Source organism: Psychrobacter vallis (genome assembly GCF_904846715.1).
In the GTDB taxonomy this organism is placed as follows: Bacteria; Pseudomonadota; Gammaproteobacteria; order Pseudomonadales; family Moraxellaceae; genus Psychrobacter; species Psychrobacter vallis.
The window spans coordinates 17,751-42,582 of record NZ_CAJHBU010000019.1; the positions used below are offsets into that span (position 1 = coordinate 17,751).

Genomic DNA, 24,832 nt, shown 5'->3' on the forward strand with positions numbered 1-24,832 from the left:
GGGCTTTTTTATTTTTTACCATTCTGTCAAACCAGTCCAATTTTATACGACATTTCAATACAGCCCATTCAAAACCTTCTCAAAATTTGCTACACTACGCGCGCCTTAGCCAATTCCACAATTGTGTTAATGTTATTTACTTATCTATTCTTTTATTACTATTGCACTGGGTTTACGACTCAGCCAGCAGGAGACTTACATGACCACCGATAACCCCACAAACAGTACCCAACACGCCACCGAATACGATAGCATTACCAATAACATAGTCGTTGCTGCGCTATATAAATTCACGCGCTTTGCCGATTTTGAGCAGTATCGTGAGCCGATTTTTAATACCATGCTCGACAACGATGTCAAAGGCACTTTATTAATTGCCAGCGAAGGCATCAATGGGACGATTTCTGGCACACGTCAAGGTATCGATAATGTCCTTGAGTACCTACGCAGTATCGAAGCGATTGGCAGTTTTACTTTTAAAGAGTCTTATACCGACGCTCAGCCATTTTATCGTACTAAAGTAAAACTTAAAAAAGAAATCGTTACCATGGGCGTCGAGAATATCGACCCACTACAGTCAGTCGGTCGCTATGTGAAACCCAGCGAGTGGAATGCGCTGATATCAGATCCAGACGTTATCTTGATTGATACCCGAAACGATTATGAAGTAAAAATCGGTACGTTCCAAAACGCGGTTAATCCAAATACAGAAACCTTTCGTGAGTTTCCAGAATACGTCGCCAAAGAGCTGGATCCGGCTAAGCATAAAAAAGTTGCGATGTTCTGCACTGGTGGTATTCGCTGCGAAAAATCCACTGCCTATATGCGCGAACAAGGGTTCGAAGAGGTTTATCATTTAGAGGGCGGAATCTTAAAATATTTGGAGGAAATTCCAGCCAGCGACTCTATGTGGCAAGGTGATTGCTTTGTTTTTGACAATCGCGTGTCAGTCAATCACAATTTAGAAAAAGGCAGCTATGAGCAGTGTTTTGCTTGCCGTATGCCCATTACTGCTGATGACATGCAAAGCCCCGCTTATATCAAAGGCGAGTCATGCCTACATTGTATCGACAAAGCAACTGACGAACAAAAAGCCAGATTCCGTGAGCGTGAACATCAAATGCAATTGGCGCAAAAACGTGGTGAAGCTCATATCGGTAGTGATGTAATGGATGTGATAGAAAAACGTAAAGCGGCGAAAATCGAAACGCGTCGTCAAGCTGAAGCTGCCAATAAAGCCAACGCTGAATAAATTTACGATTGATAAAAGCACACAAAAGAGAGGCTCTAGTGAATAGAGCCTCTCTTTTTTTATATAAATATTCAGTGCAAATTAAAACAATCAGCGCTGATATTAGAACAAGATGCGTACACGGATAGTTTCTTCTACGTCTTTGAGCTGGTCTAGCGCCGCATCTGAATCGTTATAATCAACATCCATGACCAGATAACCGACATCGCCTTCCGTCATTAGGCTCTGCGCTAGGATGTTAATCCCTGCTTCAGCGAACAAACGGTTGATCTGTGATAGCACACCCGGTACGTTTCTGTGAATATGTAGCAGACGATGTGAGTTTTCTTTGAACGGCACAGAAACCTCTGGGAAGTTTACGGCAGTCGCGGTGTCGCCTTGATCTGAGTATCTGACAAACTTATCGGCAACTTCCAGCCCGATATTGGCCTGTGCTTCTTGCGTTGAGCCACCGATATGCGGGGTCAAGATGACGTTGTCAAACTTACGCAATGGTGATTCAAACTCTTCGTCCGCAGATTTTGGCTCTTTCGGGAACACGTCGATAGCCGCGCCCAATACTCTACCAGACTCAAGCGCCGCAGCAAGATCATCAATCTCGACGCACGTACCGCGAGCAGCGTTGATGAAGTAGCTGCCTTCTTTCATTTGTGCAAATTGTTCAGCTTTCATCATGTAGCGTGTGCTTGGCACATCAGGCACATGCAACGTCACGATATCGGCCGTTGATAATAGCTCTTCTAAACTACCTACTTGTACAGCGTTACCTAATGGCAATTTGGTCACTGCATCATGATAGATGACTTTCATGCCGAAACTTTCTGCCAACACAGACAATTGTGAGCCGATAGAACCATAACCGACGATACCGATGGTTTTGCCACGCACTTCATGTGAGTTGGTCGCAGACTTGCCCCAGCCGCCACGATGCACGGTTGCATTTTTTTCAGGAATACCGCGATACAGCATAATGGCTTCGGCCAATACCAACTCAGCCACTGAACGGGTGTTAGAGAATGGCGCATTAAAGACGGGAATACCGAGGTCGCGAGCTGCATCTAAATCTACTTGGTTGGTACCAATACAAAAGCACCCAATACCGATAAGCTTGTGCGCATGCTCAAGTACTTCGCGCGTCAACTGAGTGCGCGAACGAATACCAATAAAGTGAGCATCTTTGATTTTCTCAATCAGCTCATCTTGATCCAAGGCATGACTGATATTCTCAATGTTATGATAACCAGCGCCTTCCAATACTTTTAAAGCATTGCTATGTAGACCTTCGAGCAATAGAAAACGGATTTTGTCTTTTTGTAGTGATAACGCCATGTGAGAACTGTCCTATAATTGTCTTATTAAATTATCTAAGGGATAATCTATGATGGATGAAACGAAAACAGTCTAGATATCTTACACAAAATCCGACGTCGATGTTAGCAGATTAGATGAATTATTGATTATCAAGCCTGAAAAAATTTTATGCTATAGTGAACCATTCTGTTCAAAGCTGCTTAAACACTTTTTTATTATTTATAATTCACATATGCACAATTATATCGTTGCCATATTAACCAAACTTCTGGTTATACCCACACAAATATATAAACACCGTTATATATGCTTAGTGACACATGCTTAGTGATGTTCATTTGGCTATATAATAATCCCTTTTATGCATAGCGCTTACGTTTATACTGAGACTTGACCATGACTTCTTTATCTAGCCAGAGCACATCTGAAACAAATACAGCCGCTGTCCAAACTGTCTTAAGCACACTGCTTGATATCCATCAATTTGACCCGAGCCAAATCAAAACCGACGCTGAGAGCTTAGAGCATTGGGGCAAAGATTGGACCAAGCATTTCACGCCCAACGCTGCTGCCATTGTCTTTCCAAAGACTACCGAACAAGTACAGTCTATCGTGTTACTTGCCAATGAACACAACGTCGTCATAACGCCAAGTGGCGGTCGCACAGGTCTATCAGCAGGTGCCGTCGCCGCTAACGGTGAAATCGTCGTCAGCATGGATAAAATGAACCGTATTGGTCAGTTTTATCCTGCTGATCGCATGGTCGAGATTGAAGCTGGCGTAGTCACTGAGCAATTACAACAGTTCGCTGAATCAAAAGACCTCTACTATCCTGTCGACTTTGCCTCAGCAGGCTCTAGCCAAATAGGTGGCAACATCGGCACCAACGCAGGCGGCATCAAAGTCATCCGTTATGGCATGACCCGTCAATGGATCATGGGGCTGACCGTCGTTACGGGTAAAGGCGATATCTTGCATCTCAATCGCGGTATGGTAAAAAACGCCACAGGTTACGACTTACGTCAATTGTTCATTGGTAGTGAGGGCACGCTCGGTCTGGTGACTCATGCGCAAATCAAACTTGAGCGTCAGCCACAAGACTTAAACGTGATGGTGCTCGGCATGGACAGCTTCAACGATGTGATGAATGTCCTATCTGCTTTTCAAGCGCAAATTGATTTGACCGCATTTGAATTTTTTGATGATATCGCGATTGATAAATTGATGGCACATGGACAAGTACAAGAGCCGTTTGAGTCACGTACCAAATTTTATACCTTGCTAGAGTTTGAAGCACCATACGAGCCTATCATGGATAAAGCCATGGCAATATTTGAACATTGCATGGAGCAAGGCTGGGTCATCGATGGTGTCATGAGTCAAAACCTCACCCAAGCGGCAGAGCTTTGGAAACTGCGTGAATATATATCTGAAACCATCTCGGTATTTACCCCTTACAAAAACGATGTATCCGTACTCATCAGCTATGTGCCTGAATTTATCGCTGAGATTGATCATATCGTCAGTAGCAATTACCCTGACTTTGAAGTTTGCTGGTTTGGACATATTGGCGATGGTAATTTGCATCTGAATATCTTAAAGCCTGAAAATATGAATAAGGATGACTTTTTTGCAGAATGTCAGACCGTCAACAAGTATGTATTTGATACGGTGCAAAAATACGGCGGCTCCGTGTCGGCTGAGCATGGGGTTGGTATGACTAAAAAACCCTATCTCCACTATAGCCGCAGCGAAACTGAGATTGACTATTTGCGAGACATCAAAAAAGTCTTTGATCCCAATAATATTATGAACCGTGGCAAGATTTTTGATATGTGATTGACTGATTTTTTATCATGATGTTTAACTAAAAAAGACGCTAACCTGAACAGGCTGGCGTCTTTTTTAGTTGTTTTAAAAAGTATGCACTTTATAAAAATATGAGAGTGACGCTTTTTTCGCTTATAAGTACAACACGATCAATCCTACTACAAGCAACAAACTTAAAAAACCCTGAACGATTAAAAAGGCTTGATGCGGTGCCACGATATGTCGAAACATATTACCTAGCGCGTTATAAGTAATGCCTGCTGCCTGAATATGCGGTGGACTATCAAAGGTTTTGATAATTTGCAAAAAATGCTCGGTACGATCAGGCGACCACCCATGTGGGAAAAAGGGTAAATAAGGCGATAGCTGCGCAGCTTGCTTTTTGCTCGCTGGAGACCACAACCAACGCTCTAAAAACAGTAAGCGCATGCGCCAATCCGCAAAGCTACGCTCGTCTATGGTTTGCAACAATAACATCTCGACATTTTTATGGCGGCTGTCCGCAAAGATACGCTGTTTTAAGGCAAATACATCTGCTTTCTCACCTTCGACACATTGCAAAAAATGACCATTGCCATAACATAGGATACCTGTAATACCATGCTGTTGATTATAATCACGCGCATGGCTTTCTACCTCATCAAATATAGTGGTGCTCAAACGTGAGCCAAGCGTCAGACTGCTAACATAGACCAATTGAACCAGTGCTGAGTCTTCTATTTCATCAAACTCACTGATTCTGTGGCTATAATCTAAGGGCATAATACATAATCCTAAAAACCGCTCGTGGGCGGTGAAATTAAACAAGTAAAATAAAACTATGCCCGAAAGAAAAAATACCGACTCACAAAAACGTAGCAAACAGTTACCACGTTAGACTGTCATTGATGAGGTAGCTTGTTATGATAGCGAACAAAACAAAAGGTACTAAGAATGAAGGGTACTAAGAAATGCTATGTAGAAATGATATCAGGCAACTATGAGAAATTACTCATACCATCAGTTTGAAAGCTGTCGTAAATATTCAACTTATTTAACTTTTGATTAATATTTTGATCAAATCAGATTCAGTTAAATTAAAATCGATAAACGAGGTAAGATAGAATATCCATCCTAACCTATTGTAAATACAACAATAAATTATCGTAACAGTAATATTTCATTATTGGAATATTTTTATCGATTCTGTTACACAAAGACTGGTTAGCTTGCACGCTGCACCATATATATTTGCTACCACCAAAATCAGTAGATATTCACAACAGGAAAATTATGAGTAAAATAGAAAAATTAGATGACCTTCATCTTACAATCGCTGAGATTAAGAAAAAAGATTATCCTCAATTAAAAGAATTGATGGATCGCGTCTATGTAAACTTAGGCGGCGCTTGGTCAAAGACGACCATTCATACCTTGATTGACGCCTTCCCTGAAGGTCAGATCGCTTTATTTGACCATGACGAACTGATCGGTATTGTGCTGTCCATGCGCGTCGATTATGCTAAATTCTCAAATCCGCATACTTATGAAGACTTGATCGGTCAAAAAGAAATCATCAGAGACAATCCAGAAGGCGATGCGATCTATGGTCTAGATGCCTTGATTGATCCTGAATATCGGGGTTATCGTCTAGGCCGCAGACTTTATGATGCCCGTAAAGAGTTGTGCCGCCAACTGAATTTCCGCGCTATCTTGGCAGGTGGGCGTATTCCTAACTATCATAATCATCAAGACCTTACGCCTGGCGAATATATTGATGCGGTGGCGGCTCGTGAGATTCATGATTCTGCGCTATCTTTTCAATTATCGAACGGCTTTATCGTCAAGCGCATTTTGACCGCTTATCTGCCTGATGATGCACAGTCCAAAGGTTTTGCCACGCTGCTTGAGTGGGCAAATATTTATTATGAGCCACAAGATTATAAGCCTAATACGCGCAAGTCCGAAGTGCGTATCGGTGGTATTCAATGGCAAATGCGTGAGGTTGAGTCCCCTGAAGAGCTGTTACAACAAGTCGAGTTTTTTGTCGATGTCATGGCTGATTACAACTCAGACTTTGCCTGCCTGCCAGAGTTTTTTAACGCGCCATTAATGGGTCTATGTGAGTCAACGGATCAAAACGTCGCTATTCGCTTTTTGGCAGGTTATACCGAATGGTTCAAAAATGAAGTCTCTCATCTGGCGGTCAGCTATAACGTCAACGTTATTGTAGGATCGATGCCATTGCTAGACGAAGACGACACACTATATAACGTCAGCTATCTGTGTCGCCGCGACGGTACGGTGGAAGAGCAGCGCAAAATTCATATCACGCCGCATGAGCGTAGCGCTTGGGTCATCGAAGGTGGTGATGAGGTTAAAGTATTCGATACGGATGCTGGTCGTATTGGTATCTTGGTCTGTTATGATGTTGAATTTCCTGAGCTTGCGCGCTTGTTGGCGCTTGACGATATGGACATTTTGTTCGTACCTTTTTGGACTGATACCAAAAACGGCTATTTGCGCGTGCGCCACTGTGCTCAAGCGCGAGCCATTGAAAACGAATGCTATGTGATGATTTGCGGCTCAGTGGGTAACTTACCGCAAGTTGAGAGCTTAGACATTCAGTATGCGCAGTCTTCTATTTTCTCTCCGTCAGATTTTGCCTTCCCGCATGATGCAATTATGGCAGAAACGACGGCCAACACTGAGATGGTCTTTTTCTCAGATGTGAATTTAGATAAACTCACTCACGTTCGTAACGAAGGCTCGGTACATAATCTGATTGACCGCCGTGATGATTTGTTTAGCTTAAAATGGAAACGCAAAGCCAAAGTGCCAGCCAGCAAATTAAGTGATGAAGAACGCCGTGAAAACTCAGGTAGTGTATTGACTGGTGATCCACTGCAAAATCGGGCACAAAAACCTTAATTGCTTATAATAAGTATCATGTAACACAGTAATTCGGTAATACGGCTGACCACTCAGCCGTTTATTTTTATCTGTAGTTGATCCTAAATCAAAAAAGCACAACCATGACCACGTACTGCTAGGATAATATTTTTTTGCTTGCTGTGCCTCCGCAGACAGATGCTGCAAAAATTTATCCTAGCAGCACTGTATTTTTTATAGTGGATTGGCTATATCAAAAATATCTAGAGTAAAAAAGCAGCCATTATGACGACTGATATTGAAAGCGATAAAGTAAGTGCTCAAAAGCCTAAAAAAACACCAAAACAAAAAGTGTGGTCTGTTTTTAAAACCGTACTGTTATATGGTCTGATATTTGCCGTGATATATACGGCGATTAATTGGTGGCGACAACCCGTCATGCCAGCCAACCCGCAATTGCAATTGACAGACTATCAAGGGCAAACGGTTGATTTGGCAGCATTGAGTCATGAGCAGCCCACGTTGGTATATTTTTGGGGCACTTGGTGTTCAATTTGTAGCATCACCTCACCGACTATAGACAAACTGGCAGCGGCAAGTAATTATCCCGTCGTCACTATCGCTATTAAATCAGGATCTGACCAAGCGCTGCAAGGTTACCTGAATGCAAACCGTTATGATTTTACGACGATAAACGACCAAGAAGGCCTGATCTTTGACGATTGGCAAGGACAAGTCACGCCATCGTATGTGATTTTAAAAGATGGCGAGATGACACAAGGTCTGACCGGTATTCAGCCACTTTGGTCATTAAAACTACGGCTATGGTTGTCATCGGTTTTTTAGCGTTTGGTCAGCCCTTTTTACCCTATCCTTTTTGTCATATAATAGCTGAGTTATCATCGTATCTTTTTTATTTATTCTTATGCCTGTATTTTATGGCTGATAAACGTATTTTATGTTGCATTCGTCTCGTTAGCATTTATTATTGACGTCACTGCCTTTATAAATAGCGTATACATCGAACATCGACATTTCAGTAATGAATCCAGTATCATCTTAATTTTTGCAACCGACTTTGAACCGATATTTTAATCAAACTACCTAACCTCTAAAAAAGACACCTTCTATGACTGATAAAAGTACTGATACACCAAGCCATGACTATAAAGACACCCTAAACCTTGCCGATACGCCATTTGCGATGCGTGCAAACCTTGCCAAACGTGAGCCTGATTGGTTGGCTGCTTGGGAAGCCGATGATGTGTACGGTAAAATTCGTCAAGCGCGTGCTGGTGCGACCAAATATATTTTGCACGACGGCCCTCCGTACGCCAACGGTCAAATTCACTTAGGTCATGCAGTGAATAAAGTCCTAAAAGACATTATCGTTAAGTCAAAAACGCTGTCAGGTTTTGATGCGCCTTATGTACCCGGTTGGGACTGTCATGGTCTGCCTATCGAGCAAAAGGTTGAGGCCAAAGTTGGTAAAGTCGGCCAAAAAGTCTCTGCGACTGAATTTCGTGGACTTTGCCGTGAGTATGCCAGCACACAGATTGAACTGCAAAAGGCAGATTTTAAGCGTCTAGGCGTGTTTGGCGATTGGGACAATCCTTATCTGACCATGAACTTTCACCAAGAAGCCAACATCGTACGCGCCCTTGCCAAAATTTATGACAATGGTCATGTGACTCGCGGCATGAAGCCCGTTAACTGGTGCTTGGACTGTAGCTCTGCCCTCGCGGAAGCCGAAGTCGAATACCAAGACAAAGTATCTGATGCGATTTACGTCAGCTTTGATGTGCTAGACATCGATAAAGTGGCTGCACTGGCTGAAATAAAAGACAACGTTGCTGCTGTTATCTGGACCACGACGCCGTGGACACTGCCTGCCAACCAAGCCATCTCGGTACATCCTGAGCATCACTATAGTGTGGTCGCGACCGAAAAAGGCAACTTGCTATTAGCGACTGATTTGGTTGAAACGGCACTGACTGAACTCAAATTGGATAATAAAGGCATCCTTGCGACTGTATCAGGCCGCGAGCTTGAAGGTTTGCGCGCCCAGCATCCATTGATTGCAGACCGCCAAGTGCCGCTTATCTTAGGCGATCACGTCACTACCGATAGTGGTACTGGTTTGGTTCATACTGCGCCTGGTCATGGTTTAGACGATTATATCGTTGGTCTTAAGTATAACTTGCCTGTTGAAAATCCAGTGAGTGGTACGGGCGTTTATCTAGAGAGCGCAGCCGTATTTGCGGGTGAGCATATTTATAAAGCCAACCCAAAAATCATCGCGGCCCTGCATGAGAATGGTCATTTAATCAGCCACACAAAAATTGAGCACAGCTATCCACATTGCTGGCGTCATAAGTCGCCTATTATCTTCCGTGCCACACCGCAGTGGTTTATCAGTATGGAAACCAAAGGATTGCGCGAGCGCGCACTTGCTGATATCCCTAAAGTCAACTGGACGCCAGCATGGGGACAAAACCGTATCGAAGCGATGATGACAGGTCGTCCAGATTGGTGTATCTCACGCCAGCGTACATGGGGCGTGCCAATCACTTTCTTTACGCATAAAGAAACGGGCGAGCTACATCCAAACACACTTGAGCTGATGGAAACGGCTGCACAAAAAATTAATGAGGGCGGTGTAGAAGCGTGGTTTGATGCTAGCTGTGAAGATTTCTTAGGAGATGAGGCGGCTGATTACGACAAAGCGACCGACACGTTAGACGTATGGTTTGATTCAGGTACGACGCACTTTGCCGTACTTGAGCAGCGTGATGAGCTAACCAATCCTGCTGATATGTATTTAGAAGGTTCAGATCAGCATCGTGGTTGGTTCCAGACATCCTTACTCACGTCTGAAGCCATGTACGGTCGTCCACCGTTTAAGCAAGTATTGACGCACGGTTTTGTCGTCGATGAAAACGGTCGTAAGATGAGTAAATCACTTGGCAACATCATCACCCCGCAAGAAGAGATCAATAAAACGGGTGCAGACATGCTGCGTCTATGGATTGCGTCTAGCGATTATCGTTATGAGATGAGCGCTGGTAAAGCATCATTTAAAGGTGCAATAGATCAATATCGCCGCATCCGTAATACCTTGCGTTTCTTACTGGCCAATACTGACGACTTTGATCCAGCGACGGACAGCGTTGACGTTAATGAGTTGGTCAGCCTTGATAAATTCATCATTGAACGTGCGCAAACCGTACAAGCACAAATCATCAGTGCCTATGATGCGATGGACTTTCACCAAGTCACTCAGCATGTGACGGCGTTTTGTTCGCAAGACTTGGGTAGCTTCTATTTAGATATTATCAAAGATCGTCAGTACACCACGCAGGCGGATGGACAGCCTCGTCGCTCTGCACAGACAGCTATCTATCATATCACTCATGCGCTGATCCGCTGGATCACACCGATCTTGTCATTCACCGCGCAAGAAGCGTGGGAAGTATTGCATGGTGCTGATAGCTATGTGTTCACTGAAGAATGGTACACATTCCCAACTTTTGAGCTAAGCGCTATTAGCAACGATGACTGGCAACGTATCATGCTGGCTAAAGACATGGTCAACAAACACATCGAAACGGCACGTGGCGAAAAAATCATCAATGCCAACTTATCTGCCGATGCAAACCTATATGCTGACGGTGCGATGTTTGAAAGCCTAGCCAAGTTGGGTGAAGAGCTGCGTTTTGTATTGATTACCAGCAATGCAACCTTAAAACCAATGAGCGATGCACCTGCTGATATTACCAAACAAACTGACGAGCAAACTGAAGTCAGTACAGAAGAGCCAGTAGAATTATTAGTGAATGTGAGTGCGGCGACTGGTACCAAATGTGTGCGCTGTTGGCACATCCGTGATGACATTGGTACCAATAGCGCGCACCCTGAACTGTGCGCTCGCTGTGTCACCAACGTCATTGGTAAAGGTGAGGTGCGCCACTATGCCTAACTCACAAGAGCCTAACTCAACGAATTCATCTGACAATAAACAGCCGCATACCGAGGTCGATCATTCACCTACGCCTGCTCATGCGACTACAGGTAGCTCATCAATTCCTAAAGGTCGGCTGAATAAGACCCCAAAAATTATCGCCAATGGCAGTCGCGCGTTTATGTGGTATCTGTTGTCACTGGTCGTGATTGTCATCGACCAGTGGACGAAGTGGTTGGCTGAAACCAATCTGACCTTTCATGAGCCAGTACCAGTGATTGAGCCATTCCTTAATTGGACCCTCGCCTACAACTATGGCGCGGCCTTTAGCTTTTTGGCGGATGCAGGCGGTTGGCAAAAATGGTTCTTCTCAGGTTTGGCGCTGGTGATGTCGCTGTTTTTAATCGTGTATTTGCTCAAAGCGCCGCGCCAAGCCAAATTACTCTCTACTGGTCTGGCTTTGGTGCTTGGCGGTGCCATTGGTAATTTAATCGATCGCTTATTACATGGTCATGTGATTGACTTTATCCATGTACACAATGCCGATGTTTGGCATTATCCGATTTTTAATATTGCTGATATGGGTATTAGTATCGGTGTGGCATTGATTGTCATTGATATGCTATTTTTAGAAAAGAAGCGTGAAGTACCACAGTCATAACATTAGATAATTTTATAAAAAAGAAGGCGGGTTACGTATCAGTAATCCGCCTTCTTTTTGTCTGTTGTTTTTTATTCAGTTCTAAGTAAAACAGAACCATTATACTCCAACGCTGAACTGGTATAATTTTTTCTGGCTTACTGTAACGTTGCTGCCAGAGGCTACGAAAAATTCATTCTTTTATACTAAACTCACTATAACGTATTGCTGTTATGCTTATAGCAGCCCTGATAATAAACTGGCCAAAGTCTCCAACCCACCACCCGCCATCACAAACAACAAGCCTGCCATATTAAACACGACGGTCAAATAATACGCCACCCGAAACTCCGGCTTTTGTGATTTGTGGCGCAGATACGTCTGCGCCACCATCGCTCCTACCCAGCCGCCAAGTGCGCTAAGCACGTGCAGCGTGGACTCAGGCGTACGCCACTCACCACTTTCGGCAGCGGCTTTGTCCTTAGCATACATCGCATAAGTGATGACGCCTAGTGCCGCATACCAGCCTACCACCAGCCAGCTCAATTTACCCGTCGCCGCCAATAAAATCAACACACCATAAAAACCAATACCAAGGAACAACCGCTTTTTTTGTCCATCTTCAAAGTCCGCTTGGGCGCTACGCTTGGCATTGCGCTGACGAATTTGCTGATTCTTTTGTGCCATTTTTTGCTGCACAAAGCCCAGCTCTTGTACCTCTTTTGCCTGCTTGCGGCCTTGGCTGTCTTGCCCAAGCGTAAAAACCACTTGCTCACCAACATCAGGGCGACGGCGCGCTTTGAACTCATTAATATGAAAGAAGACGGACTCGCCACTCTGCATTTCGATAAAGCCAAAGCCTTTGTCATCTTGCCATTTTTGAACGTGGCCTTGTTGTTTGTTTGCCATATCTACCTACTTTTTTATCATTGGTGACTGTTATAGATAGTATATCTTGTTAACTAACTCATAAAAAAAGCCAAGAGTAAACTCTCAGCTTTTTTGGATCAGATAGGAAAGCATTCTAGACATTTATCATTAAAACAAAGGCATTAACGGCACTTCTTTTGTGCATATAGATTGGTCAAATTGGCACGGCGTTCTTTTGCAGCTTCAATAGCTTCTTCTGTATTAGAGTAAGTACCAATCAATGCTGGCCAAAACAATACTGCGGCGGCTACATTTTTGCCAGTAACTTTACGCTCAGCACGAGCGTCTTTTTCAAACTGCTCAGCTTCTTCAATTTCACTAAGAATTTGTGTGCATGACAAATTGACGTCACTTACTTTTTTAGTTTGCACGACATGAGGAGTCGCACAACCTTGTGCCAATAATGCAAATACACCAATTACTAAAATCGCCTTTTTCATAGTCATCTCAAAGTTGTTAAATGGAGGTTAGTAGACACAAGTCATTTTATTAACGAATCGAAAACACTTATATACAATATAGAAATATAAGTCAACTTAAATTTACCTTTGATAACCACAATTAAAATTTGGCTGAGCATTTAAATATCATATATCTACGTTTTCACACTGTCCTAATGATATAGCAGTATGTTACATACTGACTATGCTAGACTATTTATCTGCTATAAAAACAGCTGCTCATACTGATTCATTGACCATAATTTATAAAAGAAACGACAACTATGACCGACTCGCAATTTATCACTCCTAATGAAGACATACGTATTACTTACGGCAGCCTTGTAAAGCTGCATTTTGAGGTATCGCTAGAAAACGGCACGATGATTGACTCTACTTTTAGTCGCGATGCACCAGTGACATTGACGATTGGTGACGAGAGTCTGTTACCGGGCTTTGAACAAGTGCTCATGAATCTGCGCGCAGGCGACACTCGCACCGCCCATCTCGAACCAGAGCAAGCGTTTGGCGAATGGAATCCTGATAATATCCAACATTTTAGCCGCACCCAGTTTGCACTTATCGCTGACAATCCTGAGATCGGCATGATGGTTGAGTTTGAAGACAAAGGCAAAAATACCTTGCCCGGCACCATTAGCGCAATCGATGATGACGAAATCGAAGTGGATTTTAACCACCCGCTTGCTGGCCAATCCGTCCTATTTAAAGTGAAAGTTTTCAAAGTTACCCCGCCTGGCGTCACTGGAATCAAACTAATGTAATCGCTTAAAAAACTGTCAGCTATAGTAAGTTTAGTATAAGAATGAGTCAGCGGGACTGGAATGCTTATCTTTAAACGAGAAGTTTCGTAGCATCGAAACTGCATAGGCACAGCAAGCAAGAAAAATTGATACCAGTTCCGCGTTAGAATTTAATGATTCTGTTTTATTTATAATCACCTATATAAAAACACATTTAAAAAGGACACTCGCATGCAATATGAAATACTGCCACAACTCGATGAAAAAGTTTCTAAAATTTGCCTAGGTACGATGACATGGGGACAGCAAAATACAGAATCTCAAGCACACGAACAAATGGACATGGCACTCAGTGAAGGCGTGAACTTTTGGGATACCGCTGAGATGTATCCGTCGCCACCAGATAAAGACAAGCAAGGCGCTACCGAACGTTTTATGGGCACATGGTTTCATAAAACCAAACAGCGTGACAAAGTCATTCTTGCCAGCAAAATTTCACCGATGGATTTTTTACGGGATGGTCAGACACGGTTCAATGCTGAACATATCAGTGGTGCGATTGATGGCAACCTTGAGCGCTTGCAAACTGATTATATTGATATTTATCAGCTGCATTGGCCTGAACGCCAAGCGAACTTTTTTGGTCAACGTGGTTATACTGAAGCGATGGCAGCACAGTCGCTGGATGATTTAACACCATTTTTGGAGACCATTCAGGCGTTAAATGATGAGATTAAGAAAGGCCGTATTCGTGCTTATGGCTTGTCAAATGATACCGCTTGGGGCCTGATGCGCTACCTTTGGGAAGCGGACAAAAACGGCTTGATTGCGCCCATCACCGTCCAAAATCCTTATAGCTTACTGAACCGTCTATACGAAGTGGGCATGGCAGAGATGGCGCATCGTGAAAACGTTGGCCTGCTTGCATATTCGCCGCTTGGATTTGGTGTATTATCTGGTAAATATCTCGATGGCAAACGTCCTACTGGCGCGCGTCTCACGATGTATGATCGCTTTGCCCGTTATACCAATGAGCAAGCTGTATCAGCCACTGAGCAATATGCCAAAATCGCAGCAGATGCAGGTTTGGACATGGCGCAGATGGCATTGGCCTTTGTCAATACGCGTCCGTTTGTCACCAGTAACATCATTGGCGCAACGACGATCGAGCAGCTTAAATCCAATATCGATAGTATCAACGTACAACTAACCGCAGATGTATTAGACGCAATTGAAGCGGTACATACACAGTATCCCAATCCGTCACCTTAGGTTAATATGTATAGTTGATAGAAAATAAAATCGATACACGAGATTATGACGCGAGACTGGCACAAATTTTATTCTGCTTGATTATAGTAAAAAGAAAAAGGCACAAAGCGCTAGTATGATCACTGCGATTTGCGCCTTTTTTATGTCTATTTATACGTTAATTCACATAAAAATTTATGCTTTCGGGGCTTTAGTTAACACTCGCGCATGCAGTTCAGCCAGACCTTCTTGCATACGTGCTTGTAATAAATTGGTCAGCGCACTTTTATTCAATCCCTTGGGATCTATTGGCTCAAGTGGTAGAACATAAGCGGTGACATCTTTACTATCGAGTACCTTTTTTAGGCTTTCTTTCATCGTAAGCTTGCCGTAATAGGGTAACGCTTCACTTAACGTGCCGTCTTTATTGACATAAGCAATAACCAGCGGGCGAACAGGTACATCAGCGTCTATCGCTGCTTGTAACAATGTGCCATGAATACGCTTGATTTTTTTGCCGTCGGTCGTGGTGGCCTCTGGAAAAAATATCACCGAAAACCCTTCGGTTAAAAAGCTGGCAATTTGCGCGGCCACCGAACCTGCATCACCGGAGCCACGTTCAATGAAAACCGTGCCCGCAGCCTGAGCCAACTTACCAAATATCGGCCACTCGCCAATTTCTGCTTTGGATAAGAAAAAAGCGGGGCTGAGGGTACCGACCACAGGAATATCCATCCATGACACATGATTGGATACCCATAGACCATGATGCTGCTGTACTGGCTCAATGGCGACGACTTTTACGCCGAAAGAGCCTGCCATTTTGCGACAAAAGGTTTGGATATAGCGGGGTAAAGTTTCGCGCGGCGGCTGTCTAAATGCGCCAATACGTTGAGCGGCGCGCATGCCACCAGCAATCGTCGTGGTCATACCAGCAATTTGTCTGCCGCGACCCAATTGCCGTTTGAGTGAAAAGCCTGACTTAGATTGGCTCATCTGTGTCCCTCGTGGTTAAAAACGTATGATTATATATCGTAAACAAGCGCCATGAGTATAACAAAATTCGTCCAGTGAGTGACGATTTGTGCACTGAGTGGTGAACAGCTTTTGTTACCAGTTTGAATCCGTTAGCGATTGCCCAATTTTACATTTTATATCATCGAAAAATCCCACGATGTGAGTAATTTTTTTAATGACAGAACATGTAATCATGAATGCTGTAACATAAAATCATCAATAATCGTGCTAATACGCTTTAATATCAAGTGATAAGGCCACATATAAATGGTCATCTGAACGCTATGTTGGCGCTGAACTTAATGAGATTAAATATTTATTTAACAGCACTCTACCTTTAAGTACTGGCCTCGTAGCGATTTATTTACTTTATTGAATAGGTGATACTCTTTGGATTATTTTGAACGACATGAAGGTGGCGAACGCGCCATTATAGTACATTTAGACATCCGCCAGATTCAAGATCCTGACGATTTAGGCGAATTTGAGCTATTGGCTGATTCAGCAGGTGCCGATCGTTTGGCGCTCGTTACAGGTTCACGTCAAAGACCAGATGCCAGATATTTTGTTGGTAGCGGTAAAGCCGAAGAAATAGCAGAATTGGTGCGCGAACATGATGCGGATATTGTCCTTTTTAACCATAGCTTGTCGCCTTCGCAAGAGCGTAATATTGAAGCATTAGTGAAATGCCGCGTGCTTGATCGCACTGGGTTGATTTTAGATATTTTTGCTCAGCGTGCACGTACCTACGAAGGTAAGTTGCAAGTAGAGCTGGCACAGCTGAATCATTTATCGACACGTTTGGTACGTGGTTGGACGCATTTGGAACGTCAAAAAGGCGGTATTGGTCTACGTGGACCCGGTGAAACCCAGCTTGAGACGGATCGTCGCTTACTACAAGTGCGAGTCATGCAGCTCAAAAGTAGAATCGAAAAAGTCAGACAGACACGTGCGCAAGGTCGAGCTCGCCGTCAAAAATCAGATGTGCCGACTATTTCACTTGTGGGTTATACCAATGCTGGTAAGTCTACTTTGTTTAATCGCTTGGTCGATGAAAATATTTATGCGGCCGACAAATTGTTTGCGACGCTCGACCCAACATTACGCCGCTTAGACTGGCAAGGTGTGGGACGTGTGGTATTGGTCGATACGGTCGGTTTTGTTCGTCATCTACCACATGAATTGGTTGAATCTTTTCACGCGACGCTTGAGGAGACACTAGAAGCCGACTTACTGCTACACGTCATCGACTCATCGAGCGCAGACATGCATGAGCAAATTCAGGCGGTGAAAGACGTACTGGCTGAAATTGATAACGATGTGCCTGTGCTCAATGTTTATAATAAGATCGATTTGACCGATGAGCCTGCGCATATTGGTTATGCCAGCGAAGGTCAACCCAATCGTGTCTATGTTTCTTCTAGAGAAAACTTAGGCATGGAAGAGCTGTCATTGGCTGTGCAGCAGTTACTGACTGGCACACTGACTACCTTTGATTTGACACTACCTTATAATGCAGGGCAGTTAAAAAATACTTTGTATGAGCTCGGCGTTATTCAAGAAGAAAGCTATGACGACAATGGTCATGAATGCTTAACCATTCGTTTGCCAAGTGACCGATTAAGACAACTGCTCGGCCAAGCGGACTTAAAGCCTGTAGATGTATTGCCATTAGCACAAGCCACGCTACTGATGCCAGTACTTGAAGAGTTCGAGCAGCCTGAGGACGATGAAGAGCAGACGCTAACTGAAGCAGAAGAAAAAGCGTTTGATGAATTTGATGCGCTGAATACGGCAGCAACAGATTCAGAGCCGTCAACTGCGCAAGAAGTCCACAACTCTGATTCACAGATTTAAATAGCTTATTTCTTAAAGTAGCTTTATAAGTCATCAATAGACGGTATCAATCGATATCGTCTTTTTTTGTATGGTATATTTTATTAGTTTGCCTGCGCTCTATATAATCGCTTATGGTATGTTCCATAAATAGTGATTTATAAGACATCACTCTCAGCCTATGATTGCTTATCATGCAACTGCCCTATCTCCCTGACTTGGCCAAAATTTCTTATGAAATCTACTCATTCCGCTCATTTACCTCTATGGCTGGCGTTAATCCTAACTTTAGCCATGGTCATCTTTGTCCGTGAGTCTGCCGTTATCATCTGTCAGTGGGCAGGTATCGAAAAAGCGGCAAATATTGTTGGGCTGGTCGCTATGTTTGTGATTTTGATGATATGGCGACTGTTAAAAGGTCTGCCTAACTGGCTCACCCAAGCCAGTAATACGCTGTTGGTCGATAGCGGTTTTGCTTTTTTACCTGTCTCTGCTGGGGCCGGTTTATTGCTGTTTGCCTTGGGCGATGAGCTGTGGGGTGTGATGCTAACGATAACTGTCAGCACACTCATCCCGCTTTGGGGGCTGGCGATACTTGCCCATCGCTGGTTAAATCATGATACTGGTAATGACAGCACCGTCATTCATGAGCCAAAGGTCAATGGTATGAATAAGGATCGCTCATGAGTTTTGATAGCGTATTTACAGCAACCCTTGCGGCAATATTATTGACCTTAGCAGCACATGTGATTGCTCGAGTACTGGCACGCAAGCTCTCATGGTTGCCAATGGTCATTACCGCGCTAGGGTTGGTTCTTGTATTTTTGTTCATTCTGCAATGGGATTACAACCATTATTATCATGTTGCCAAACCTGTATTTGATCATCTACTAGGATACGTCACGGTACTATTGGCCGTACCACTGGCAGCGATGAATTTCAAAGGGTTGCCTATCAAAAAACTCACTTTAATCGTCGTCATTGCCAGTATGGTTGGGGCATTATTACCGATGTCATTGGCGTATTTATTGTCATTAAGTCATGACACTATATTGGCCTTTGCTACGCGCTCAGTGACGACGCCCATTGGCCTGAGTGTCGCAGATTTGATTAAAGCGCCCTTAGCGATGGCAAACTTGATCATTATTGTTTCAGGGCTTTTGGGTGGTACGTTAGCACGCTTTTTGTTTCGCGGTATTGATGATGATCGCGCCAAAGGCTTGGCACTTGGTTTGGCGGCTCATGCCTTTGGTACAGTAGAAGCGTGGCAAATCAGTCACACTGCAGGACGTTATGCTGCGTTTGGACTGGCCGTGAATGGCCTCGTCACTGCGGTTTGGGTACCTGTCTTTATCAGTGCGCTCAGTGGTTAGACGAGTTAACGTCGTTGTGTTAGCCTTACATCTGAAAACAATAGCCTATTGATTTATTTACAGTTATGTAAGAAATGACGGTCATTTTTGGATAAAATTTTGACAATCAAATGCGCTAAAAAGTTATTATATGTTATAGTAAGCAACTATTATTTTTTGTATCTATTGCAAGTGGTTTTTAGTTAGATGTGGTTTTTGCTAAGTTGTTGTCACGCCAGTGGCAGTTAAATCCTGCGAGCCCAATAACCGCTTAAACGCGCAAAAAGACGCGCCTATAGGCAAAGCAATTTGCTATTACTCGATAAAAAGTGATGACCCCATGATGAATGTTGCAACCTTAGTTACTCGCTGCATGTCTTCCGCTTTCCTCACCGCCATCGCCCTATCCAGCTTGCCTACTATTGCCGCTCAAGCAGGCAATATGTATATCTATAAAGATAAAGGCGGGCAAGTTCTTTTGACCAACGTCAATCCAAGTGGCAATTTTGATAAATTTACTAAAAAAGTAAAAGTCACTTATTATAAAAACTCAAATACGTATGACGATAGCAGCAGCAGTAATAATAATTACGGTAGTAGCGCTGCCAGCAATAGCGGCAGCCGTAACGCTTATGACAGCTATATTCGTGCCTCTGCTGAGCGGCATGGCGTGGATCCTGCACTGATGAAGGCGATGATGCATACTGAGTCAGCATTTAATCCCAATGCACGCTCGCCAGTCGGCGCACAAGGTCTGATGCAGTTGATGCCAGCAACAGCTCGTCGCTTTAAAGTAAGCAATCCTTGGAACCCTGCGGACAATATCGAAGGCTCAGCCAAATATATCGCTTGGCTGATGCGCCGTTTCAACAATAACGTTGAACATGCCATTGCAGGCTATAATGCAGGTGAAGGTAATGTCGACAAATACGGTGGCATCCCACCTTTTAAAGAAACACGCAATTATGTCCAAAAAGTGATGAGTCGCTATCATAGCCTATATAAGAATGACGCAGGGCTTTCTAGTGCCAGCATGAGTGCCAACAATCAACCAGCGAGAGCTAATAATAATGGTGGTTTACAAAATGTCAGCTACGGCACTAGCAGTAATAGTGCCAGCTATACTAACTCAGCCTATGCCGCATTACGCTAAAAAATAAGACCCTCTTTCAAGCAGTAAAACCCAGACACAAAAAAGCCCGCTAATTTATTAACGGGCTTTTGCATATTTGGCGGTTTCATCTTTTATGTTACACTATCATTAGTGAAACCAAACGATGAATATTAAAAACTTAGTCAATATTCATCGCTGTTTCCAGTATTTTCTAAAACTTACTTATTAGCCGCTTGCGTGGCAGCAACTTCAGCAGCGAAATCTTCTTTCTTTTTCTCGATGCCTTCACCAACTTCTAGACGTTTAAAACCAAGAACTTTTACGCCTTCAGATTTTAGTACATCACCAACTTTTTTCTCGTTGTCCATGACGTATGGCTGACGTAGTAAAGTAACTTCGTCTAGGTACTTACGTAGGCCGCCTTCGATCATTTTTTCAACGATATTGTCAGGCTTGCCAGACTCACGAGCTTTCGCTTCAATGATGTCTTTTTCGCGTGCTAATACATCAGCAGCCACGTCTTCATCATCGACAGCAACAGGGTTGAACGCAGCGATATGCATAGCAAGGTTTTTGCCAGTGTCTGCGTTGCCGCCTTCATAAGAAACCACTACACCGATACGTAGACCATGACGGTATGATGCGATATTATTGCCTTCTAGCGTTTCGATACGGCGGATTTGAATATTTTCACCGATTTTTTGTACAAGAGAAACACGTGCTTCTTCAACAGTTTGACCATCGCCATAAGGCAATTCAGAAATAGCAGCCACGTCAGTTACGTTATGCTCTAATGCAAGATTGGCCGCTTTTTCTGCAAACGCAGTGAAGCTGTCATCTTTTGCAACGAAGTCAGTTTGGCAGTTAACTTCTAACAAAAAGGCTTTGTTGTCACCTTGAGCGATGATGATAGCACCGTCAGCTGCAATGTTACCTGCTTTTTTAGCGGCTTTTGCTTGACCAGACTTACGCAAGTTATCAATGGCAACTTCAACATCACCGTTTGATTCTTCTAATGCTTTTTTACATTCCATCATGCCGAGACCTGTACGGTCGCGCAATTCTTTTACCATTTTGGCAGATACTTTTACTTCTGACATAAGAGTCACCTTAATATAGTTATGTATAGGAGTACTTAGTTCATATTCGATATTTTAACGCTGATTGAGCGCTAGCAACACCGCTCGTTTTACATGATTATTGATATAAACATAGAGAGTATGAATCACATAATATCTTTGGGGAAATAGAGATATGGTCGATAATACTCGCCCAATGGCTATACGCTCATTCACAGTGATATCATCAATAGAGGCTTATTCAATAACAAGGCATGACGAGTAAAACTACATCATGCCTTTTACGAGCTTATATGCTATTGACGACATTATAGGAATGCTGATAAATAAACTATCAAAGCATCCCTACAGATAAAGCGCCAATGACTGAGTCTTATAGATCAGTTTGTGCTTCTGCTGGGTTTTTTACAGCAGGTGCTTCTTCTGGTTGTTCAATAGCAGCTGGTGCTTCTTCAGTAGCTGGTGCTGCTTGTTCTTGCTCAGCTTTGCCGCCAGCTTGAGTCTGAGCGTATTCTTTACCAGCGATAATCGCATCAGCCATAGAAGTGACATACAAAGACACAGCACGGATAGCATCGTCATTAGCTGGGATGATGTAATCAACGTTGTCTGGGCTAGAGTTTGTATCTACGATACCAATAACTGGGATACCTAGGTTTTTGGCTTCTTTGATAGCAATCGCTTCATGATCAACGTCTACAACGAAGATTGCGTCAGGTAGGCCGCCCATGTCTTTGATACCGCCCAATGAACGCTCAAGCTTTTCCATATCACGAGTACGCTCTAGCGCTTCACGTTTGGTTAGCTTAGCGAAAGTACCGTCTTCTGCTTGCTTCTCAAGCTCTTTTAGACGATTGATCGACTGACGTAGTGTTTTCCAGTTAGTCAACATACCACCTAACCAGCGATGGTCTACGTATGGCATGCCAGCACGAGCAGCTTGCTCACGGATGATACCGCTTGCCGCGCGTTTAGTACCAACAAACAATACTTTGTTCTTCTTAGCAGCTAAACCGTTTGCGAAAGTCAACGCTTCGTTAAAGGCTTTTACTGTATGCTCTAAGTTGATGATATGAATCTTGTTACGGGCACCAAAAATATATGGACCCATTTTTGGATTCCAAAAACGTGTTTGGTGACCAAAGTGAGCGCCTGCTTGTAGTAAGTCGCGCATTTCAATTTTGGTTGGATTCTTTGTAGCCATGTGAAAATATCCTATTGGTTGGGTTATGCCTCCACATCACAAAAACTGCCTATTTAGCGACACGCATCTGCTAACGGTTAATGTCTGTTGAAAATGTCCCTTGAGACTGCATTAACGCCTTTGCAAATTAATCAAGTCGCCAAACACCCAGCAATTTTTTGCCATGATGTGTGTGTCATTGGTTGGTTAAAAAAGAAGCTATTGTCAGATTTGAGCAAAATGCTCAGACCGAAACGATAAAGTGAATTATAAATATAGCTGCGCTGTATTTTATCATATAAGTGATTAAAACCTCTAGTAGTTTATTAGCAGGGTCTTATAGTTGATTATAAATAAAAAGGTATGTACGTTGATTGTGTTCTACTGGTATAAATTTTCCTCGCTGGCTGCTTACAAGCGTGACAGATGCTTCATAAAATTCACACCAGCAGAACTGCGACCTCTTTAAGGTAAATCGACTGTATTCAGATAACCGCAAAATAACAAGCTACTACCAGACAAAAAAAAGCGACACCATTCGTGTCACTTTTTTTAATTTATACTTTGGGCTTAAATAGCCTCATCATTAGATGAAGGAGTCTTTAAATCATCCAATGGTTGGACATTTTATCTTTTAGATAATTGACTTGCGATTAAGCAATACAAATCCCTATCACTGCTTTATAACCACGCCATGTAAATGGCGTGATATAGCTTTGGCGATCTTTGGGCAAATAAGACACGCTTGGCGCACTCTCAACGATATGCGGTGGCGAGATTATAAACTCAGAGCCAAATTCAGTGCGAGCATTACCAGAAATCGTGTTGGCCATCTCGCCCAACAAGTCTTTCATCATTGTGATTGAGGAGTCAGGCTCCCCCATCACTTTTATAACTTCTCGCAACATAGCACTTGGCGCACTCACATACACGCAGCCTTCAAGAGGACCTGATATCTCGATGACACCACTATAGTCATAACCAACAGCACTTCGGTTATTATTTAAATAAGGAGTGTCGATCGCCACTGTCGAGCCATCTATTTGGGCAAAAAATGCGTTAATCGAACTGAGAAACACGCCAAATTTTTCTACTTTAACCATAATATATTAATATCCATCTTTATTACGTGGCAGCAGCACTTTTAATCCTGCAAACATACCACAATCTCGCCAATCTGCGAGTGCCAAGTGATGGGAATGATAAAAGAACGCTCGTCGTTTGGTAACACAATACTTTGCGGAGCGCCTTTGAAGACGAATGGTACAGAGATATGAAACTCTGAACCAAATTCTTTACGCGCATTTCCCGAGATAGTATTGGCAACTTCGCCAGCCAGATCTATATAATTTTCATCGCTTTTATCGGTTTCACCCATACTATCTAATATAGAAGACAGTAACTGACGTGTTGCCGAAAAATACACCACACCTTTTTGTTCACCAGATATACCGATCACACCAGTATAGTCGTGGACTTTTGGCTGCTTGTTCTCTAATAAGTATGGAGTATCAGCGACGAGCTCTTCTCCCCCAAACTGATTAAAATAATTACTAATAATGCTTAAAAAAATCTGTAGTTTTTGTTCTTTCATAGTGACATCTACTTAAGTCGTTGAATGGTATTAGTCTTGCATCAGCTCATACAAAGACTCTACAAGTTCCTCTTCCGAGAAGGGCTTGCACAAAAATCCGCTGGCACCCAACGACAACGCTTCAATACCAGTGGCTTTGTCAGACAATGCCGACACCACCAAAATGCGTACATCAGGGTCAATGGCAATGATCTTTTCAATACATTCAAGACCATCCATTTGTGGCATGGTCAAGTCCATAGTAATCACATCAGGACGATGTATATTAAACTTTTCAATCGCTTGAACACCACTGGTCGCTGTAGCAACCAGCATAAATTTCCCGGAATCGTACGCGCGCTGAATACGATTTCTAATAATATTTGAATCATCAACAATCATTAACTTATACATAACCTATCCATTACCTT

22 protein-coding genes are annotated in these 24,832 nt (G+C 43.1%); 12 read left to right on the forward strand and 10 right to left on the reverse strand.

From position 1 onward, the window contains the following. Nucleotides 1-199 precede the first annotated feature (199 nt). Nucleotides 200-1,252, forward strand: a complete 1,053-nt coding sequence (gene trhO / locus JMY02_RS11180) for an oxygen-dependent tRNA uridine(34) hydroxylase TrhO (RefSeq protein ID WP_201598257.1) — start codon at nucleotides 200-202, stop codon at nucleotides 1,250-1,252. A gap of 102 nt (nucleotides 1,253-1,354) precedes the next feature. Here the strand turns inward: trhO and serA are convergent, their stop codons facing one another. Next, nucleotides 1,355-2,581, reverse strand: a complete 1,227-nt coding sequence (gene serA, locus JMY02_RS11185; RefSeq protein WP_201598260.1) for a phosphoglycerate dehydrogenase — start codon at nucleotides 2,579-2,581, stop codon at nucleotides 1,355-1,357. A gap of 378 nt (nucleotides 2,582-2,959) precedes the next feature. Here serA and JMY02_RS11190 point away from each other — a divergent pair, with 378 nt between their 5' ends. Further along, entirely contained in the window at nucleotides 2,960-4,402 is a 1,443-nt protein-coding gene (locus JMY02_RS11190; protein WP_201598263.1) for an FAD-binding oxidoreductase, read from the forward strand. Between the two features lie 123 nt (nucleotides 4,403-4,525). Here the strand turns inward: JMY02_RS11190 and JMY02_RS11195 are convergent, their stop codons facing one another. Beyond that, nucleotides 4,526-5,155 (reverse strand): BLUF domain-containing protein, encoded by a 630-nt coding sequence (locus JMY02_RS11195; RefSeq protein WP_201598266.1) that lies wholly within the window; start codon nucleotides 5,153-5,155, stop codon nucleotides 4,526-4,528. A 510-nt stretch (nucleotides 5,156-5,665) separates the two neighbouring features. On the opposite strand from JMY02_RS11195, the gene JMY02_RS11200 reads away from it, so the two are divergent. The 4 genes from JMY02_RS11200 to lspA all read left to right on the forward strand — a co-directional run bounded on the left by JMY02_RS11200 (nucleotide 5,666) and on the right by lspA (nucleotide 11,886). Beyond that, nucleotides 5,666-7,303 (forward strand): carbon-nitrogen hydrolase family protein, encoded by a 1,638-nt coding sequence (locus JMY02_RS11200; protein WP_201598269.1) that lies wholly within the window; start codon nucleotides 5,666-5,668, stop codon nucleotides 7,301-7,303. Between the two features lie 246 nt (nucleotides 7,304-7,549). Then, a complete protein-coding gene (locus JMY02_RS11205; RefSeq protein ID WP_201598272.1) occupies nucleotides 7,550-8,110 on the forward strand; it encodes a protein disulfide oxidoreductase in 561 nt (186 codons plus the stop codon). 283 nt (nucleotides 8,111-8,393) lie between these two features. Then, entirely contained in the window at nucleotides 8,394-11,243 is a 2,850-nt protein-coding gene (gene ileS / locus JMY02_RS11210; protein WP_201598288.1) for an isoleucine--tRNA ligase, read from the forward strand. Continuing rightward, nucleotides 11,236-11,886 carry a signal peptidase II gene (lspA, locus tag JMY02_RS11215; RefSeq protein WP_201598291.1) on the forward strand — a complete coding sequence of 217 codons (651 nt, stop codon included), beginning with the start codon at nucleotides 11,236-11,238 and terminating at the stop codon, nucleotides 11,884-11,886. The genes ileS and lspA overlap by 8 nt, the downstream gene beginning before the upstream one ends. A gap of 216 nt (nucleotides 11,887-12,102) precedes the next feature. Here lspA and JMY02_RS11220 read toward each other — a convergent pair whose 3' ends face one another. Further along, nucleotides 12,103-12,774, reverse strand: a complete 672-nt coding sequence (locus JMY02_RS11220) for a DUF1294 domain-containing protein (protein ID WP_201598293.1) — start codon at nucleotides 12,772-12,774, stop codon at nucleotides 12,103-12,105. Between the two features lie 143 nt (nucleotides 12,775-12,917). Then, nucleotides 12,918-13,235, reverse strand: a complete 318-nt coding sequence (locus JMY02_RS11225; RefSeq protein WP_201598295.1) for a hypothetical protein — start codon at nucleotides 13,233-13,235, stop codon at nucleotides 12,918-12,920. Nucleotides 13,236-13,519: 284 nt separating this feature from the next. On the opposite strand from JMY02_RS11225, the gene JMY02_RS11230 reads away from it, so the two are divergent. Together JMY02_RS11230 and JMY02_RS11235 are read left to right on the forward strand one after the other, a co-directional pair. Next, nucleotides 13,520-14,017 carry an FKBP-type peptidyl-prolyl cis-trans isomerase gene (locus JMY02_RS11230; protein ID WP_201598296.1) on the forward strand — a complete coding sequence of 166 codons (498 nt, stop codon included), beginning with the start codon at nucleotides 13,520-13,522 and terminating at the stop codon, nucleotides 14,015-14,017. Nucleotides 14,018-14,227: 210 nt separating this feature from the next. Further along, entirely contained in the window at nucleotides 14,228-15,268 is a 1,041-nt protein-coding gene (locus JMY02_RS11235) for an aldo/keto reductase (protein WP_201598297.1), read from the forward strand. Between the two features lie 174 nt (nucleotides 15,269-15,442). On the opposite strand, the gene JMY02_RS11240 is transcribed toward JMY02_RS11235, so the two are convergent. After that, nucleotides 15,443-16,243, reverse strand: coding sequence for a lysophospholipid acyltransferase family protein (locus JMY02_RS11240; RefSeq protein WP_201598298.1), 801 nt, complete (start codon nucleotides 16,241-16,243; stop codon nucleotides 15,443-15,445). Nucleotides 16,244-16,654: 411 nt separating this feature from the next. Here JMY02_RS11240 and hflX point away from each other — a divergent pair, with 411 nt between their 5' ends. The 4 genes from hflX (at nucleotide 16,655) to JMY02_RS11260 (ending at nucleotide 20,605) form a co-directional block, all read left to right on the forward strand. Beyond that, a complete protein-coding gene (hflX, locus tag JMY02_RS11245) occupies nucleotides 16,655-18,121 on the forward strand; it encodes a ribosome rescue GTPase HflX (RefSeq protein WP_227678491.1) in 1,467 nt (488 codons plus the stop codon). Between the two features lie 213 nt (nucleotides 18,122-18,334). Beyond that, the gene (locus tag JMY02_RS11250; RefSeq protein WP_201598299.1) at nucleotides 18,335-18,787 is read left to right on the forward strand and encodes a CidA/LrgA family protein; all 453 of its coding nucleotides are present in this window, start codon (nucleotides 18,335-18,337) and stop codon (nucleotides 18,785-18,787) included. Beyond that, entirely contained in the window at nucleotides 18,784-19,473 is a 690-nt protein-coding gene (locus JMY02_RS11255) for an LrgB family protein (RefSeq protein WP_201598300.1), read from the forward strand. The genes JMY02_RS11250 and JMY02_RS11255 overlap by 4 nt, the downstream gene beginning before the upstream one ends. A 319-nt stretch (nucleotides 19,474-19,792) precedes the next feature. After that, nucleotides 19,793-20,605, forward strand: a complete 813-nt coding sequence (locus JMY02_RS11260) for a lytic transglycosylase domain-containing protein (RefSeq protein ID WP_201598302.1) — start codon at nucleotides 19,793-19,795, stop codon at nucleotides 20,603-20,605. A gap of 179 nt (nucleotides 20,606-20,784) precedes the next feature. Here the strand turns inward: JMY02_RS11260 and tsf are convergent, their stop codons facing one another. The 5 genes from tsf to JMY02_RS11285 all read right to left on the reverse strand — a co-directional run bounded on the left by tsf (nucleotide 20,785) and on the right by JMY02_RS11285 (nucleotide 24,815). Continuing rightward, nucleotides 20,785-21,666, reverse strand: coding sequence for a translation elongation factor Ts (tsf, locus tag JMY02_RS11265; RefSeq protein ID WP_201598304.1), 882 nt, complete (start codon nucleotides 21,664-21,666; stop codon nucleotides 20,785-20,787). Between the two features lie 352 nt (nucleotides 21,667-22,018). After that, nucleotides 22,019-22,849 carry a 30S ribosomal protein S2 gene (gene rpsB / locus JMY02_RS11270; protein ID WP_201598307.1) on the reverse strand — a complete coding sequence of 277 codons (831 nt, stop codon included), beginning with the start codon at nucleotides 22,847-22,849 and terminating at the stop codon, nucleotides 22,019-22,021. A gap of 632 nt (nucleotides 22,850-23,481) precedes the next feature. After that, the gene (locus JMY02_RS11275) at nucleotides 23,482-23,931 is read right to left on the reverse strand and encodes a chemotaxis protein CheX (RefSeq protein WP_201598310.1); all 450 of its coding nucleotides are present in this window, start codon (nucleotides 23,929-23,931) and stop codon (nucleotides 23,482-23,484) included. A gap of 41 nt (nucleotides 23,932-23,972) precedes the next feature. Next, nucleotides 23,973-24,422 carry a chemotaxis protein CheX gene (locus tag JMY02_RS11280; protein ID WP_201598313.1) on the reverse strand — a complete coding sequence of 150 codons (450 nt, stop codon included), beginning with the start codon at nucleotides 24,420-24,422 and terminating at the stop codon, nucleotides 23,973-23,975. Between the two features lie 30 nt (nucleotides 24,423-24,452). Then, nucleotides 24,453-24,815, reverse strand: coding sequence for a response regulator (locus JMY02_RS11285; protein WP_201598315.1), 363 nt, complete (start codon nucleotides 24,813-24,815; stop codon nucleotides 24,453-24,455). Nucleotides 24,816-24,832 lie beyond the last annotated feature (17 nt).

What these genes read in the sequence shown, in the direction of transcription:
- ileS (WP_201598288.1), top strand. Translation starts at nt 8,394, where the DNA reads ATGACTGATAAAAGTACTGATACACCAAGCCATGACTATAAAGACACC.
- tsf (WP_201598304.1), bottom strand. Translation starts at nt 21,666, where the DNA reads ATGTCAGAAGTAAAAGTATCTGCCAAAATGGTAAAAGAATTGCGCGAC.
- JMY02_RS11280 (WP_201598313.1), bottom strand. Translation starts at nt 24,422, where the DNA reads ATGAAAGAACAAAAACTACAGATTTTTTTAAGCATTATTAGTAATTAT.
- rpsB (WP_201598307.1), bottom strand. Translation starts at nt 22,849, where the DNA reads ATGGCTACAAAGAATCCAACCAAAATTGAAATGCGCGACTTACTACAA.
- JMY02_RS11225 (WP_201598295.1), bottom strand. Translation starts at nt 13,235, where the DNA reads ATGAAAAAGGCGATTTTAGTAATTGGTGTATTTGCATTATTGGCACAA.
- JMY02_RS11230 (WP_201598296.1), top strand. Translation starts at nt 13,520, where the DNA reads ATGACCGACTCGCAATTTATCACTCCTAATGAAGACATACGTATTACT.
- JMY02_RS11260 (WP_201598302.1), top strand. Translation starts at nt 19,793, where the DNA reads ATGATGAATGTTGCAACCTTAGTTACTCGCTGCATGTCTTCCGCTTTC.
- JMY02_RS11220 (WP_201598293.1), bottom strand. Translation starts at nt 12,774, where the DNA reads ATGGCAAACAAACAACAAGGCCACGTTCAAAAATGGCAAGATGACAAA.
- JMY02_RS11250 (WP_201598299.1), top strand. Translation starts at nt 18,335, where the DNA reads ATGAAATCTACTCATTCCGCTCATTTACCTCTATGGCTGGCGTTAATC.
- JMY02_RS11200 (WP_201598269.1), top strand. Translation starts at nt 5,666, where the DNA reads ATGAGTAAAATAGAAAAATTAGATGACCTTCATCTTACAATCGCTGAG.
- JMY02_RS11285 (WP_201598315.1), bottom strand. Translation starts at nt 24,815, where the DNA reads ATGTATAAGTTAATGATTGTTGATGATTCAAATATTATTAGAAATCGT.
- JMY02_RS11255 (WP_201598300.1), top strand. Translation starts at nt 18,784, where the DNA reads ATGAGTTTTGATAGCGTATTTACAGCAACCCTTGCGGCAATATTATTG.
- serA (WP_201598260.1), bottom strand. Translation starts at nt 2,581, where the DNA reads ATGGCGTTATCACTACAAAAAGACAAAATCCGTTTTCTATTGCTCGAA.
- lspA (WP_201598291.1), top strand. Translation starts at nt 11,236, where the DNA reads ATGCCTAACTCACAAGAGCCTAACTCAACGAATTCATCTGACAATAAA.
- JMY02_RS11275 (WP_201598310.1), bottom strand. Translation starts at nt 23,931, where the DNA reads ATGGTTAAAGTAGAAAAATTTGGCGTGTTTCTCAGTTCGATTAACGCA.
- JMY02_RS11240 (WP_201598298.1), bottom strand. Translation starts at nt 16,243, where the DNA reads ATGAGCCAATCTAAGTCAGGCTTTTCACTCAAACGGCAATTGGGTCGC.
- JMY02_RS11195 (WP_201598266.1), bottom strand. Translation starts at nt 5,155, where the DNA reads ATGCCCTTAGATTATAGCCACAGAATCAGTGAGTTTGATGAAATAGAA.
- JMY02_RS11235 (WP_201598297.1), top strand. Translation starts at nt 14,228, where the DNA reads ATGCAATATGAAATACTGCCACAACTCGATGAAAAAGTTTCTAAAATT.
- trhO (WP_201598257.1), top strand. Translation starts at nt 200, where the DNA reads ATGACCACCGATAACCCCACAAACAGTACCCAACACGCCACCGAATAC.
- JMY02_RS11190 (WP_201598263.1), top strand. Translation starts at nt 2,960, where the DNA reads ATGACTTCTTTATCTAGCCAGAGCACATCTGAAACAAATACAGCCGCT.
- JMY02_RS11205 (WP_201598272.1), top strand. Translation starts at nt 7,550, where the DNA reads ATGACGACTGATATTGAAAGCGATAAAGTAAGTGCTCAAAAGCCTAAA.